This window comes from Nocardia anaemiae NBRC 100462 (assembly GCF_001612725.1).
GTDB classification, from domain to species: Bacteria; Actinomycetota; Actinomycetes; order Mycobacteriales; family Mycobacteriaceae; genus Nocardia; species Nocardia anaemiae.
Map to the genome: position 1 here is coordinate 1 of NZ_BDAZ01000069.1, position 14780 is coordinate 14780.

Genomic DNA, 14780 nt, shown 5'->3' on the forward strand with positions numbered 1-14780 from the left:
CCGCCTGCGCGGGCGACGGGGTACGTGGACCCGGACGCGGACCGCCGCCTGCGGCGGGCTTCGCGGACGGAGTGCTCGATGCGGGGCCGGGCCGTGACCCGGACTTCGCTGTGCCGTTGGTCGGCGCGGACTTCCCCGCCACCGACTCGCGCAGTCGACGTGCGACGGGTGCTTCCACCGTCGAGGACGCCGACTTCACGAACTCGCCCTGCTCCTTGAGCGTTGCGAGTAGTTCTTTGCTTGTGACACCGAGTTCTTTGGCCAACTCGTGCACGCGGGCCTTGCCTGCCACTGCTCTCCTCACTGAGAGGTCGAGCAGTATCTCCGCCTGGGAAAGGCGGGCCCGCACGACCTCGGGTTATCTCCGATGGACGTTCATCGTTGGTGCTTCACGGTGTGCTCATGAGTGCTCGTGCCTGTTCTCGAGGTACTTCTCCAGGGCTGAGATATCCAGTTTTCCGGACACTCGTAGTGCTCTGCCGAATGCTCGGCGTCGTTCTGCCGTGTGCAAACAAACCGAAACGGGGTGCAGCCAGGCACCCCGTCCGGGAAGTCTGCGCCGCGGATCGGGAACTATCGCAACAACCTCGGAACCGTCACCGGTCTCACAGTCCTGCGCCACGATCCGCAACAGATCGACGGCCAACTCGCGCTTTCGGCACCCGATGCACGTCCGCACCGGAGCCGATCGACGTCGGTGCGCCGGGGCCAGCTCGGTAGTGCGTTCGAACAAAGGAACCGAAGGCTCGCGTTGAACCTGAGACCACTCTACCGCTGTCCCGCTCGGAACACCGAACCCCGCCCCTTCCGAAGTTACGAACCTGTCATCCGGCGGGCCCGATTCGCGGGAATCGGTCAACTCCGATGCGCCTCCGTCCGCACACTGCCGCTGCCCGCATCCGGGGTGGCATCGCTGCGGATATCGATCCGCCAACCGGTCAGGCGGGCCGCCAACCTGGCGTTCTGCCCTTCCTTGCCGATCGCGAGTGAGAGCTGGAAGTCGGGCACGACCACGCGGGCGGCGCGGGCTTCCGGATCCACGATCGTGACCGATACAACTTTCGAGGGCGAGAGCGCATTCCCGACGAAGGTCGCCGGATCATCGGCGTAATCGATGATGTCGATCTTCTCCCCCGCCAGTTCGCTCATCACATTGCGCACGCGCTGTCCCATCGGGCCGATGCACGCGCCCTTGGCATTGACGCCGGGCACGGTGGTGCGCACCGCGATCTTGGAGCGGTGTCCGGCCTCGCGCGCGACCGCGACGATCTCCACCGAACCGTCGGCGATTTCGGGCACCTCGAGTGCGAACAGTCGGCGCACCAGATTCGGATGGGTGCGCGAGAGGGTGATCTGCGGGCCACGCGGGCCACGAGAGACCCCGACGACGTAGCACTTGATGCGGTCGCCGTGCTCATAGCTTTCGCCGGGCACCTGCTCGGCTGGCGGGATCAGTCCCTCGGTGCCGTGCAGTTCGCTGCCGATGCGCACCACGACGGTGCCGCGGGCATTGGCGCGGGCATCGCGCTGCACCACACCGCCGACGATGTCACCCTCATGGGTGGAGAACTCGCCGAAGGACTTCTCGTTCTCGGCATCACGCAGCCGCTGCAGCACCACCTGGCGCGCGGTGGTCGCGGCGATCCGGCCGAAACCCTCTGGGGTGTCGTCCCATTCGGAGATGACATTGCCGTCGGCGTCGAGTTCACGGGCCATCACCCGGACCACGCCGGTCTTCTGGTTGATATCGATGCGCGCGTTCGGCTGGTGGCCCTCGGTATGGCGGTAGGCCGTGAGCAGTGCCGACTCGATCGCGGAGATCACGGTCTCGATCGAGATCCCTTTATCGGCGACAATCGCGCGCAGGGCTTCGATTTCGATGTTCATTCCACGATCCCTTCGGTCGGCGAATCGGACGCTTCTAGTGATTCGGTTGGTACATCGGTTGTTCCTCGGACATCGGCGGTGGGGTCCACCGCTTCCTCTTGACCCGGCCGCGGACGGCCGGGCGCGACTCCGCCCGCGAGTTCCAGTTCCCGCGCGCCGGGCGGGTTGAATTCCACCTGAACGACCGCCTCGGCGATATCGGCCAGCGGGATCGTCACCCGGTGCGGCTTGTTCTTCCCGCCGAGCACCAGCGCCACCGCGTCATCGGTGAGGACACCGACCCTGGCCTCGAACTTGTCCGATGACTTCGGATCCGGCGACGGCGCGCCGGTGCGTAGCTTGATCCGGACCTTGCGGCCCTGGGCGCGGCGCCAGTGCCGGTCGGCGGTGAGCGGGCGATCGATGCCGGGGCTGGTCACCTCGAGCAGATAGGGCGTCTCGCCGAAATCGCCCGCACTGTCGAGGCCCTCGGAGAGTTCGGCGCTCAGTCCGGCGATGGCGTCGAGATCGGAAGCGGCATCGCTGTCGACGATCACCTTCACCCGAGCCTGGGCATCCACATGCTTGCCCGCCGTCGAGATCTCGACACCCTCGAGGTCGAATCCTCGGCGCTCGACGAGTCCAGCAACGAGCTGGCTCACCCTTTCCTCGGTCGGCATGGGCATGTGGGGCGGCTCCTGGTTCAGTTGTCAGACGGCTGATCTTTTCGAGCGACCTGCAAGCAGTCGCTAGCGGAAAAAATTCTCTACCGGAGATCTAGCGTAACGCGCCTCGAGAGTGTAATGGACAAGCGGCCTCGAGCAAGTTTCCTGGCCACGCGCCCGCGACACGGCGCGGCGGGTCCCGCACCGACCGCGCGGTAGACGCATGGTCGGCCGAGCCCCGCGAATCTGGCACGATGGTGCCGTGCCAATCCGCCTCCCCGCCCCGCCGCGCGCCGAGTGCACTTCCGGCATCCCCATCGACCGGCAGCAATCCCAGCACGGTCGCACCGGCATCGTCGACCGCCGCACCGCGTTGCGGCTGGCGGGCGGCTCGACCGTGGGTGTGCTAGCCGTCGGCGCGGTGGCCGGATGCACGGACAAGACGGTGTATCAGCCCGATCCGCTTGCCGCACAAGAGGTCCTGGCGCGCGCCGATGCCGCGGCCGCGACGGCAGCGATCGCGGTGACGCCGCAGCGACATGCCGAATTGACCGTCATCGCGAACGAACGCACGGCGCACGCGGATGCGCTGCGTGCCGAAATCAACCGTGTGATCGGCGTTTACGGTGATGGCACCACGCCGGTGCACCGCACCCAAGAACCGACCCCATCCGCTTCGGGCACCTCCCCGGCGGCGTCCGGCGGATCCGCATCGCCCACCACGCCGCCGAGTATCGATGAGTTGCGCACGCGGCTGGCCAAGTCACAACAGTCCGCGGGTGATCTTGCTCGCACCCAATCCGGTTATCGCGCAGGACTGTTGGCCTCGATCAGCGCGTCATGCGCGGCGCAGGCGGGGGTTTTGCTGGCATGACTCGTGCCGGACACCACGCTCGGTCCGAAGCCGGGCACGCGAACACGACCGACTCCGCACACCGTGCGCACGATACAACTCCCCCAGGCAGAGATGAGCGCATGACCGAAGCCGGACGCCAAGCCCTGCTCGACTATATGGGCGCGAAGACAACCGACCCCGCATGCCGAGCGGTGGCGCCTTCCACGCGCACGGTCGACCACATCCAGACAGGGATGCGCGCATGACCGAAGACGAACGCCAAGCCCTGCTCGATGCCTTGCGCGCCGAGTACGCGGCGGTGTACGCCTACGGCGTGATCGCGGCCTACGCCTCCGCGGAACGATCCCGCTTGGTCGCGCAAGACACCGCTGCCCACCGTGCCCGCCGCGATACCACCATTGATGCGTTGAAGACGGCCGGAGTCGCGGTGCCGCCGCCGGACGCGGCGTACACCACGCCGTTCCTGGTGAACGATCCGATCCCGGCGGCGAACCTGGCCGTCACGGTGGAAACCGACACCGCCGTCGCCTGGCGCGCGGTCGTCGAGAACGGCAACTCCGAATCCCTGCGCCGAATGGGCGTCGACGCACTGACCGAATGCGCATTGCGACTGGCCACCTGGCAAGCCATCCTCGGCGCAAACCCGCCCACCACTGCCTTCCCCGGCAAGGCCTAACCGCCTCGCTGAGCGCCGCGCACGGATTCGTCAACGCAAATTCGTGCGCGGCGCGTCAGTTCCGCGGCGCAGAACCGTGCGCGGCGGTGGCCGATGCGAATAACTATGGGCGCATTTCGTAGGTGCCGTCGTAGGCGGCGACTTCGGCCCAGACCCGGTCGAAGCGGGGACCGTCGGCGACCGGCGGGCGTAAGGCGGAGGCGGCCCAGGCCTGCTGGTCGGGGGTGGCGGAGGGCTTGCCGTAGAGGGTGGTGGCGTGGCCGTTGAAGTCGCGGATCTGGAAGTCGAAGATCTGCTCGACGATGTCGCGGTCCAGGCCGGTGATGGCGGCCTGCTCCAGGATCAGCTGGCCGTAGACCACCAGGGAGAACAGGTGGCCGATGGTCAGCATGAAGTCCAGGTCCTTCTGCTGGTCGGCATCGGGTGCGGCCGTGGTGAGCAGGGTGCGCAGAGCTTGGGCCTGTTCGTAGAAGCGCGCGACATTCGGCAGGTCGGCGTGCTTTTCGTAGACCGGGGTCCAGTCGGCGAACTGCACCTTGCCCGCGCCACGGGCCGGACCCTGTCGGAAGAAGAACTCGTCGTCGGCCGCATCGACGCGGGTGCCGATCTCCGGGTAGTCCTTCGGATTGAACAGGTAGTTCGGCATGAATTTCAGGATCTGGCCGACGTTGACGTGCACCGTGCCCTCGAGCCGTGGCAACGTGCCGATATAGCGCGCGACCTGCGCGAAGTAGGTGTTCTTCTCGAATCCCTTGGCGGCCAGCACATCCAGCAGCAGCGTCATGACGGTCTCGCCCTCGGAGGTCACCTTGGACTTGGTCATCGGGTTGAACAGTAGGTAGCGGCGGTCCTCGAGGCTGGCGCTGCGGAAATAGTCGACGGCGCGGTCGCTGAACAGCTTCATCGCGACGATGCGCGCGTACGCATCCACGAAATTCGTTCGCACATGCGGGAATTCGGTGACGGCCTTGCCGTACAGAATGCGGTTGTTGGAGTGCGTGATGGCCTCGTAGAACGAATGCTCGACCATGCCGATGCTGCCGTGGCACAGGTTGAACTTGCCGACATTGACGGTGTTCAGCGCGGCGGAGAAGGCCTCCGGACCGGTGGACAGGATATCGGCGGCGGTCACCGGGTAGTCGTGCAGCGCGAAGGTGCTCACATACAGCTGACCGTGGATGACATTGTCGATCAGCTCGTAATTGTCGTGGCGGCTGTCGGCGGCGAACCACACATAGCCGTCCGCGCCTTCGATATCGGCGCGGCGGGAGAATACCGACACCATCGACGCGACATTTCCATTGCCGATGTAGTACTTGACACCATTGGCGCGGAACAGGATTCCGGCCTCGGCATCCGCACTGCCCGGTTCGGTCGGCGTCAGGATCAGATCGGTGTTGTAGATGTCGGCACCGTGGTCGCGCTCGGACAGACCGAATGCCATCACCTGGCCGTCGGCGAGATCGGCGGCCGCGCGCTTCTTGGCGTCCTCGTTATCGCTCTGCCAGATCGGGCCGAGGCCGAGGATGGTGACCTGCTCGGCGTACCAGTACGCGAGACCGTAGAAGCCGAAGATTTCCGACAGCGCCGCATTGCGCGCACCGTCCCACCGCCGGTTCGCGTCACCGTCGGCGTAGGCGGCCGGGGTCAGGAAGGTCGCGAACAGGCGCTCCTTCTTGACGAACTCGAGGAAGTCCGAGACCCAGACCGCATCCGCGTCATCGGCCAGCAGCTGCCGCTTGCCCCGCGACTCGAACCACTCGATGGTGGCCTTCAACAGCCGCCGCGTCTCGGCGTCGAACTGCTTCGGGTCATAGTTGGTGGGGTTGAACAACAACGCGTCGGTGCTCGTCATGCCGCTAACTTACCAGCGGGTAACAGCAGTCAGGAGGGGGTCCGGGATAACCGCGCGCCACGAATCATGCCTACGGAACCGTAGGTCGGGAAGAATGCGAGAAGCCCGATCGACTGTGCTCAGTCAACCGGGCTTCCCACTGGTTATCGAAGGCCGAAGCTACTGCCCGCCGCGGACCTGCGCGAGCACGGATTCGACCACCGAATCGGCCGCGACCTCGTTGGATTCGCCGGTGAAGCGGTCGCGGATCTCGACCTTGCCCTCGGCCCAGCCGCGCCCGACGACCACGACCAGCGGGACGCCGATCAGCTCGGAATCCTTGAACTTCACACCGGGCGAGGCCTTGCGGTCGTCGAGGACGACGTCGAGTCCGGCCGTATCCAGCAGCGCCGCAACCTGTTCGCCGCCCGCACGCGAGGAGTCGTCCTTGTTCGCGATCACCACGTGCACATCGAACGGCGCGACCTCGCGCGGCCAGCGCAGGCCCTTCTCGTCATGCTGCTGCTCAGCGATCACCGCGACCATGCGGGAGACGCCGATGCCGTAGGAGCCCATGGTGAGCCGCACCGGCTTGCCGTTCTCGCCGAGCACATCGACCTCGAACGCGTCGGTGTACTTATTGCCCAGCTGGAAGATGTGGCCGATCTCGATGCCGCGCGCGGACACCAGGACGCCGCGCCCGTCGGGTGAGGGATCGCCGTCACGCACCTCGGCGGCCTCGATGGTCCCGTCGGGCGTGAAATCGCGGCCCGCGACCAAGGCGACGACGTGCTTGCCCGGCTCGTCGGCGCCGGTGATCCAGCTGCTTCCGGTGCCGATGCGCGGGTCGACGAGGTAGCGAACACCATTGGCCTGCAAGGCCTTCGGGCCGATGTAGCCCTTGACCAGGAACGGGTTGGCGGCGAAATCGGCCTCGGTGAGCAGCTCCACCTCGGCGGGTTCGACCGCGGCGGCGAGGCGCTTGTCGTCGACTTCGCGATCGCCCGGGATGCCGATGCCGAGCAGTTCGGTCTTACCGTCCGGGTGGCGCAGCTTGACCATGATGTTCTTCAGGGTGTCGGCCGCGGTGACGGGACCGGCGGAGATGCCCGCGCTGTTTGCCCAGTCCACCAGCGTCGCGATGGTGGGGGTGTTCGGGGTGTCGTGTACGACGGCCGCGGGCAGACCCTCGATGGGCCGCGCTTCGGCAGCGGGCGTGACCACCGCTTCCACATTCGCGGCGTAGCCGGATTCCCGGCACACCACATAGGTGTCCTCGCCGACCGGACTGTCCGCGAGGAATTCCTCCGACGCGCTGCCGCCCATCGCACCCGAGGTGGCCGCGACGATGACGTACTTGACCATGAGCCGGTTGAAAATCCGCTGGTAGGCCTCGCGATGCGCGTTGTAGCTCGCCTGCAGTCCGTCCTCGTCGAGATCGAAGGAGTAGGAGTCCTTCATGATGAATTCGCGCCCGCGCAGGATGCCCGCGCGGGGACGCTCCTCATCGCGGTATTTGGTCTGGATCTGGTAGAGCGTGACCGGCAGATCCTTGTACGAGCTGTATTCACCCTTCACAGTGAGCGCGAAAAGCTCCTCGTGCGTGGGCCCGAGCAGATAGTCCGCCCCCTTGCGGTCCTGCAGCCGGAACAGGCCGTCGCCGTATTCGGTCCACCGGTTGGTGGTCTCGTAAGGCTCGCGCGGCAGCAGCGCTGGCAGCGAGATCTCCTGCGCGCCGATGGCATTCATCTCTTCCCGCACGACCTGCTCCACCCGCCGCAGCACCCGCAGGCCCAGCGGCAGCCAGGAATACACACCGGGGGCGATGCGCCGCACATATCCGGCGCGGACGAGGAGTTTGTGACTGGGCACCTCCGCGTCGGCGGGATCGTCGCGCAGGGTACGCAGGAACAGGTGGGAGAGGCGGGTGATCACGGAACGACAGGGTAGTCGCTGGCCGGGCGATGTCTGCAAGGCATTAGCCCATTTCGGCCTGAGCGAGTCTCTCCGTGGTTACCCGAGCCACCGCGCCGAGCCCCGCACCGTCCACGACCGCACCTCGCACACGACAGTTCGCCCATCGCATCGCGCAGATTATTCGTTGCCTGCCACGATCCGCGAGATCACCCGATACCCCTCGATGCTCGGCTCCGTCATACGCGTTTGCCCAGTGTCGATAGTTCACTCGCCGCGCTCGCTTTCCACGTGACTAGCGCTCGGCCCTGCAGAGACCGAGCGATGCCCGGATGTCTCGACAGCTCACCAGCTGACATTCGCTCACGCGGTGCCGCACCCGCTCCCACCGGCGCCGCCGCCATCTGAACCCAGCTCCGCCACAACCGGCCGACGCTCGGCTATGCCGACAGCTCATCAGCTGACGCTCGCTCACGCGGTACCGCATCCACTCGCGCTGGTGCCGCCCCCATCTTCGCGCTCGACTCAGCCACAACCGGGCGACGCTCGGCTGCGCCGACAGCCGTAGGGCTCGACTCCGCCGTAACCAAGCGACGCCGCTATGCCGACGGCTCACCAGCTGACGCTCGCTCAGGCAGTACCGCATCACTCGCTGGTGCCGCCCCATCTTCGCGCTCGGCTATGTCGAGAGCCCCACCAGCTGACATTCACTCACGCAGTACCGCATCCCCTAGTGCTGGCGCGCCCCCTTCTTCGGCTCGACTCCGCCACAACCGAGCGACGCTGCTATGCCCGACGGCTCACCAGCTGAAGCTCGCTCAGGCAATACCACATCCACTCGCCGTGCCACCCCCATCTGCAGGCAGCTCAGCCAAAACCGAGCGACGCTCGGCGATGCCGACAGCTCACCAGCTGATATCCACTCAGGCAGTACCGCATCCACTCGCCGGTACCGCCGCCTTCTCGACGCTCAGCTCCGCCACAACCGGGCGACGCTCGGTGATGCCGACAGCTCACCAGCTGACGTTCGCTCACGCGGTACCGTATCCGCTCGTGCTGGTGCTGCTGCCTCCTTCCGAAACCAAGTCCGATGGTGGAACCGATGTGCCGCTGGAGCTGGAATCGCTGGCGATGCCGCAGCTCACGGCGGTGCGCGACCGGCTAATCGACGAGGTCGTCAAGCTGGCCGCCGATCCGGACGCCTCGCGCGCGGTGCTCGGGCTCGGCAAGGGGGCCGATACCGAGATCGCGCGCAATTCGACCTTGCGCACCTCCGCCACCCGGCCCGCGCTGGAGCGCTACACCGGCGTGCTCTATGACGCACTGGATGTCCGCTCCTTCACCAAGGTCCAACGCGCCAAGGCCTATGCCCGCCTCGGCATCGGCTCCGCACTGTTCGGGGCTGTCCGCGCCGATGACCTCATCCCCGCCTACCGGCTCTCTGGCGGTTCGAAACTTCCCGGCCTTCCGACGCTTTCCGCCATCTGGCGCGATGTCCTGCCCGACGCACTGGTCGCCGAGGCCGCCGGTGAACTCGTCATCGACCTGCGCTCGGGCACCTACCAACAGCTCGGCCGCATTCCGGAGGCCATCACCGCCAATGTCCTCACCGAACACCCCGACGGCTCCCGAACTGTGGTGAGCCACTTCAACAAACACCACAAGGGCCTGCTCGCCCGCGCATTGGTACTCACCCGCGCCGAACCCACCGACATCCGCGCCGTAGCCCGTATCGCCACCAAATCGGGCCTGCGCACCGAAATAGCCTCCCCCACCGAACTCCTCATCATCACCTGAGCTGTCGCATAGCGAGTGAGACCCTCACACAGGGTATGAGCTATGCGCTATGCCCATCGCCTATGCGACGGGTTCGAAGCTGTGCGGGAGGGCGGTCAGATGCGTTGGACGGGGTGCCAGGTGCCGATGCGGGGGTGGTTGCGGGCCAGGTCGGCGGCGCGCGCGAGGCGGGTTCGCCAACGGTCCTGGCGGTCCAGATCCCGCCAGATCCAGCGGATCACGATCCAGCCGAGGGCGCGTAGGGCGTCTTCGCGGATCTTTTCGGCGATTACCGTGGATTCCGCCGAACCGTGCTGAATATTGCTGCGGTACTTGACCATTCCATCGAACTCACCGACCACTCCCAACGTCGGAAACAGGAAATCGACTCGGGCGACGAATGTGCCGTCGGCATCCAGGATCGTGGGCTGCAGCTCCGGTGCGGGAAATCCGAAGGCGCACAACCCGATCCGGCTTCGTGATTCCCCCGGACTCTCGGCACGGCCGTCGAGGAATTCGACCACCCGTCGGGCTGCCGGACATCCGGGGCGACCGGCGGCCCGCGATAGTTGTTGGGCCAGTTCGGATCGAGTGGTCGCCGCATGGTGCAACGCGGCGTCACCGATGACGACGGCCTGTTCGAACGGCACCGTCCGTGCCAGATCAATGACGGTGCGCGCCACAGTCGTCACCCGAAGGTCGCCGACCTGAACGACCTCGTCCGGCTCGACTGATGTTGCGTGCACCACGATGCGGGGGCCGGTGCGGGCCCCTGACGCGCGGTTGCGCGTCATATGGACCCGTGTCAACGGAAGCGCCCATATCGGCAGTCCATGCGCGACCGCCGCGGAAACATGACTGACCACCGCGGCAGCGCTCGCACCAGCCGTAACCCCGCCGATCAGCAATAGATGCCGCTGCTCCGCGCTGAGCGCGCCCACATCCACCGCCCGCGCATACTGCCCGCGACAGACCCGCTGCCACCCGGGCCCACTCAGCTCATGTGCCGCCAAACCAGCCGCCAACGCAGCATGCCGTGAAATCGTCCTGGGTACATTCACACCCCCGATGCTGCCCAGCCCTCACCCCCGCCCAAAAGCCCCAACTCCCGAAATGTGCATAACTCGGGCCCTGTGCATAACTCCGCCCACCAGAGCGGAATCACGCTGCCGCATACCTTTTCGCGACCTCGCACAGGCTATAGCCTGTGCGAGGTGCCCGATGGTTATGCGATGCCCGATTTGGGCGGCTAGCGGGTGGCGGCGGCGAGGGCGGTGCGGATCTTTTCGGCGGGAGCGGGGGCGGCGGGGTGCTCCCAGAAGGGGAGGGCTTCGGCGTAGGGGTCGCCGTAGACGGGGGTGTTCACCTGGGAGCGCCAGCTTTCGGTAAGAGGGCCCGCGTCGACAATGTCGTAGCCGAGGGTGTCGAGTAGTTCCGCGGCGGCCTTTTTCGCGTCGACGTCGTCGCCTGCGATGGGGAGGGCCGAACGGTCGGGCGCACCGGAGGGGCGGGCCAGGGCGGCCAGATGCGGATAGAAGATGTTGTTGAAGGCCTTGACGACCTTCGAGGTCGGCAGGTGGCGCTGAAGCAGTTCGCTGCTGGTGGCGGTGCCGTCCTCGAGTTCGGGGAAGATGCCGTCACGGTCCGGGTAGTAGTTGTTGGTGTCGATGACGACCTTGCCCGCCAGCGGCTCCACCGGGACCTGCCGGTAGTTCTTCAACGGCACGGTGACCACGACGATGTCACCGGCCGCGGCCGCCTCCGCTGCGGTGGCGGCGCGTGCCCGCGGCCCGAGCTCGGCCACCAACTCCGCCAGCGTCTCGGGCCCCCGTGAATTACTGACCACGACATCGAGCCCGGCCGCGACGGCCAACCGCGCCAGCGTGCCGCCGATGTTCCCGCTACCGATCAATCCAAGCGTTGTCATGCCCCACCCAACCGAGGCGGCACCACGATTGTTCCCGCCGCCGTTGGATGCATCCCCTCAGCGAAGAACTCGCGATACGCCCGAGTGACCGGTCTGCGCATCCCGGACACATCCCCCACACGAAAAACTCGGATCCGCGCATGGTGATCGCTCTGTGCATCCTGGACACGTCCCGCGGGAAAGACTCGGATGCGTCGGGGATCGCTCGTGCATCCCGAACACGTCCCACGCCAAAACACAGATGCGCCGGGAGATCAAGCTGCGTACCCCAGACACATCGCGCACGCGAAAAACTCGCATCCACCTGCGCGCCCTCGCGAAAATCTCACACATCCCCAACACGAAACCCGGATGCGCGCCGAGTGATCGGTCTGTCCATCCTGGACACGTCCTACGCGCGGAAAACAGATGCGCCGGGAGATCGAGCTGTGCACTCCAGACACATCGGCCGCGAAAACTCGCATCCAGCGGGGTAGTCAGTCTCAGCACCCCAGACACGCCCCACGCGAAAACTCGGATGCGTGCGCGATGAACGGTCTGTAGTGTTTGGCGCGCGGCGGGGGAGATTCGAAATGCAGGGCCGCACAAGGAATGTGACGGCGTCGAGGGCGCCCGGGGAGGTAATCGATGACGAAATTGAATCAGATCATCGCGGTGGAGAAGGGCGTCAAGAGCGGCGCGCTGCGCGAATTGGCGGAGACCCAGAGTCAGCTGCAGAAGCCGGGGCTGCTGTCCGGTATCGCGCGCACCTATCAGCCGAAAGATGAAGAGGGCGAACAGCTTCCCCCGGAGTCGACGCGGGTGCAGGTGAAGTCCGAGGAGGTGTTGCGCCAGACGGCCGCGACGCTGACCCGGCTGTTCGATGTGACGGCGACCAAAGACTGGGCGAACTGCGAGGCCAAGGCCGACGTCCGCGTCGACGAGGAGACCCTGCTGCCCGCCGTACCGGTGTCGTACCTGCTGTTCCTGGAGAAGCAGCTGGCCGACCTGCATACCTTCGTCAAGAAGCTGCCGGTGCTCGACGCCGCCGAGTCCTGGGCGTTCGACGATTCGTCCGACACCTGGCGCACCGACGCCGTGCGCACCATCCGCACCAAGAAGGTGCCGCGCAACCACGTCAAGGCCGAGGCGACCGAGAAACACCCGGCGCAGGTCGAGGTGTACTACGAGGACATCGCCATCGGTTATTGGACCACGGTGAAGTTCTCCGGTGCGCTGCCCGCGCGCCGGGTCAACGAGTTGGTCGAGCGCATCGAAAAGCTCCAGCAGGCAGTCAAATTCGCCCGCGAGGAGGCCAACGGAAGCCAGGTCACCGACCGCAAGACCGGTGACGTGATCTTCCGCTACCTCTTCCGCTGAACCGGTCGAGGGCGAACAATCGCCCCCGACCCCACAGACTCCCCCGCCGCGTGCGGGGGAAGCGCAAGAGCACAAACTCAAACTGAAGACAAGCCTGAAGACACGGTGACAGTGCGGGTTCGAGTCCCGCTCCGGGCACAGGCCCGGATAGCCCAATCGGCAGAGGCAGCCGGAATCTCAGTCTCTCGCTCCAGATTGAGCATTCGCCGCCGAACACCCGATCACGAGGAGCGGACGCAATCGCGACGAGATACGGGTTCAAATCCTGTTCTTCCAGCCACAATGGAAGATGGTCTAATCGCATGACACGTCGTAGTGAGTTTGATCCGATCCCACCGACCCGGTGCGCGAATTTGGGTGGCACCAAGGAACCCGGGGGCAGGCTACGCCCTCGGGTTCCCTTGCCTCCCAGATATTCCGGCCATACCAGTAAGAGCCCCGACAGTTCCGTACAGGTGCGCGGCCGGTCTTGGACGTATCCGGCAAGTTACCCATGTTCTCGCGAAACCATCTGTCCGTAGGCAGAATCGTCAGGCGGTGTGCCCGTCGGCGACAGTCAGTGCACGATCGAGGATGTCCAGTCCCTCCTTGGCCTCGGCCTCGTCGATGACGCACGGCGGAACGACATGCAGCCGGTTGAAGTTGACGAACAGCAGCAGGCCCGCCGCCTTGGCCGCGGCGACCGTTTCGGTCATGGCCGGTCCGGTGCCGCCGTACGGAGCGAGCGGTTCGCGAGTTCTCCTGTCCCGCACCAGTTCCAGCGCCCAGAACACACCGACCCCGCGCACATCACCGACGCTGGGGTGACGTTCGGCGAGTTCGCGCAGACCTGGCCCGAGGACGCGGGTGCCGATTTCGGCGGCGTTCTGCACGATCCGCTCGTCCCGCATCGCGTTGATGGTCGCGACCGCGGCGGCCGTCGCCAGCGGATGACCAGAATAGGTCAGCCCACCCGGATAGGGACGATCATCGAAGGTCGCCGCGATGGCCGGGCTGATCGCGACACCGCCGAGCGGCACATAACCGGAGTTCACGCCTTTGGCGAAAGTCAGCAGGTCGGGGACGACGCCATCGAAATGTTCTATGGCGAACCACTTTCCGGTGCGCCCGAACCCCGACATCACCTCATCGGCGATGAAGACGATGCCGTAGTTGTCGCACAACGCCCGGACACCCGCCATATACCCGTACGGCGGAACCATGATTCCCGCCGTACCGGGAATGGATTCGAGCACGATCGCCGCGATCGTGTCCGGTCCCTCGAAAACAATGGTCTGCTCCAGATGCGCCAAAGCCCGTTCAGCTTCCTCGGTTTCGGTGGCGGCATGGAATTGCGAGCGGTACCGGAAGGGACCGAAGAAGTGGACCACGCCGCTATTGCCGTGGTCGTTGGGCCAGCGCCGCGGATCGCCGGTGAGGTTGATCGCGGTCTCGGTGCCGCCGTGGTACGAGCGGTAGCGCGAAAGTACCTTGTAGCGGCCGGTGTGCAGGCGTGCCAGCCGAACCGCGTGTTCGACGGCGTCGGCGCCGCCATTGGTGAAGAAGATCTTGTCGAGCTCGCCAGGGGTTCGCTCGGCGATCAGCCGGGCCGCCTCGGAGCGGGCATCGTTGACGTGCTGCGGTGCGACGGTGCACAGCTTTGCGGCCTGCTCCTGCACCGCGGCGACGACTTTCGGATGTTGGTGCCCGATATTGGTGTTCACCAGCTGCGAGGAGAAATCCAGCAGGCGATTGCCGTCGCCGTCCCATACGTAGCAGCCCTTGGCCGCGGTGATGGTTATAGGTGTGCGGTGTGCCTGCGCGGACCACGAGTGGAATACGTGGCGGCGGTCGAGCTCGTAGGCGCGGTCGGCGGCCTGCCGGGCGAGTTCGGGCGCCGATGCATTCGGGAGGGTCATCGAATTCTC

The 14780-nt window shown here is 66.0% G+C and carries 13 protein-coding genes; 4 read left to right on the plus strand and 9 right to left on the minus strand.

Translation table 11 applies throughout. The features are described from left to right. The 4 genes from NA5_RS32200 to rimP form a co-directional block, all read right to left on the minus strand. Positions 1-292, minus strand: a 292-nt coding sequence (locus NA5_RS32200; protein ID WP_245672492.1) for a translation initiation factor IF-2 N-terminal domain-containing protein, incomplete at its 3' end; no start/stop codon positions are given. Positions 293-400: 108 nt separating this feature from the next. Next, the gene (locus NA5_RS39770; protein ID WP_084484599.1) at positions 401-712 is read right to left on the minus strand and encodes a YlxR family protein; all 312 of its coding nucleotides are present in this window, start codon (positions 710-712) and stop codon (positions 401-403) included. Positions 713-855: 143 nt separating this feature from the next. Beyond that, entirely contained in the window at positions 856-1887 is a 1032-nt protein-coding gene (nusA, locus tag NA5_RS32205; RefSeq protein WP_062992797.1) for a transcription termination factor NusA, read from the minus strand. Continuing rightward, positions 1884-2552 carry a ribosome maturation factor RimP gene (gene rimP / locus NA5_RS32210; RefSeq protein WP_062992798.1) on the minus strand — a complete coding sequence of 223 codons (669 nt, stop codon included), beginning with the start codon at positions 2550-2552 and terminating at the stop codon, positions 1884-1886. Before rimP ends, nusA begins: the two co-directional genes overlap by 4 nt. Before the next feature lie 241 nt (positions 2553-2793). Between rimP and NA5_RS32215 the strand changes: the two genes are divergently transcribed. Together NA5_RS32215 and NA5_RS32220 are read left to right on the plus strand one after the other, a co-directional pair. Then, positions 2794-3405: a hypothetical protein gene (locus NA5_RS32215; RefSeq protein ID WP_245672493.1), complete on the plus strand. Its 612-nt coding sequence runs from the start codon at positions 2794-2796 to the stop codon at positions 3403-3405. Positions 3406-3628: 223 nt separating this feature from the next. Continuing rightward, on the plus strand, positions 3629-4063 hold the full coding sequence (locus NA5_RS32220; RefSeq protein WP_062992799.1) for a ferritin-like domain-containing protein: 435 nt from the start codon (positions 3629-3631) through the stop codon (positions 4061-4063). Between the two features lie 103 nt (positions 4064-4166). Here the strand turns inward: NA5_RS32220 and NA5_RS32225 are convergent, their stop codons facing one another. Together NA5_RS32225 and NA5_RS32230 are read right to left on the minus strand one after the other, a co-directional pair. Beyond that, a complete protein-coding gene (locus NA5_RS32225) occupies positions 4167-5918 on the minus strand; it encodes an acyl-CoA dehydrogenase family protein (protein WP_062992800.1) in 1752 nt (583 codons plus the stop codon). Positions 5919-6077: 159 nt separating this feature from the next. Then, positions 6078-7832, minus strand: coding sequence for a proline--tRNA ligase (locus NA5_RS32230; protein ID WP_062992801.1), 1755 nt, complete (start codon positions 7830-7832; stop codon positions 6078-6080). A 1032-nt stretch (positions 7833-8864) separates the two neighbouring features. On the opposite strand from NA5_RS32230, the gene yaaA reads away from it, so the two are divergent. After that, positions 8865-9608 (plus strand): peroxide stress protein YaaA, encoded by a 744-nt coding sequence (yaaA, locus tag NA5_RS32235; RefSeq protein ID WP_062992852.1) that lies wholly within the window; start codon positions 8865-8867, stop codon positions 9606-9608. Positions 9609-9703: 95 nt separating this feature from the next. Here the strand turns inward: yaaA and NA5_RS32240 are convergent, their stop codons facing one another. Then, positions 9704-10648 carry a hypothetical protein gene (locus tag NA5_RS32240; RefSeq protein WP_063813727.1) on the minus strand — a complete coding sequence of 315 codons (945 nt, stop codon included), beginning with the start codon at positions 10646-10648 and terminating at the stop codon, positions 9704-9706. Between the two features lie 188 nt (positions 10649-10836). Continuing rightward, positions 10837-11514 (minus strand): NADPH-dependent F420 reductase, encoded by a 678-nt coding sequence (locus tag NA5_RS32245; protein WP_062992803.1) that lies wholly within the window; start codon positions 11512-11514, stop codon positions 10837-10839. A 627-nt stretch (positions 11515-12141) separates the two neighbouring features. Between NA5_RS32245 and NA5_RS32250 the strand changes: the two genes are divergently transcribed. Continuing rightward, positions 12142-12873, plus strand: coding sequence for a DUF7873 family protein (locus tag NA5_RS32250; protein WP_062992804.1), 732 nt, complete (start codon positions 12142-12144; stop codon positions 12871-12873). A 530-nt stretch (positions 12874-13403) separates the two neighbouring features. Here NA5_RS32250 and NA5_RS32255 read toward each other — a convergent pair. Continuing rightward, complete coding sequence (locus NA5_RS32255) at positions 13404-14771, minus strand: aspartate aminotransferase family protein (RefSeq protein WP_245672494.1); 1368 nt, start codon at positions 14769-14771, stop codon at positions 13404-13406. Between the last annotated feature and the right edge of the window lie 9 nt (positions 14772-14780).

Excerpts from the sequence above, each read along its gene's own strand:
- rimP (WP_062992798.1), bottom strand. The coding sequence starts at position 2,552 with ATGCCCATGCCGACCGAGGAAAGGGTGAGCCAGCTCGTTGCTGGACTC.
- NA5_RS32255 (WP_245672494.1), bottom strand. The coding sequence starts at position 14,771 with ATGACCCTCCCGAATGCATCGGCGCCCGAACTCGCCCGGCAGGCCGCC.
- nusA (WP_062992797.1), bottom strand. The coding sequence starts at position 1,887 with ATGAACATCGAAATCGAAGCCCTGCGCGCGATTGTCGCCGATAAAGGG.
- NA5_RS32220 (WP_062992799.1), top strand. The coding sequence starts at position 3,629 with ATGACCGAAGACGAACGCCAAGCCCTGCTCGATGCCTTGCGCGCCGAG.
- NA5_RS32250 (WP_062992804.1), top strand. The coding sequence starts at position 12,142 with ATGACGAAATTGAATCAGATCATCGCGGTGGAGAAGGGCGTCAAGAGC.
- NA5_RS32245 (WP_062992803.1), bottom strand. The coding sequence starts at position 11,514 with ATGACAACGCTTGGATTGATCGGTAGCGGGAACATCGGCGGCACGCTG.
- NA5_RS32225 (WP_062992800.1), bottom strand. The coding sequence starts at position 5,918 with ATGACGAGCACCGACGCGTTGTTGTTCAACCCCACCAACTATGACCCG.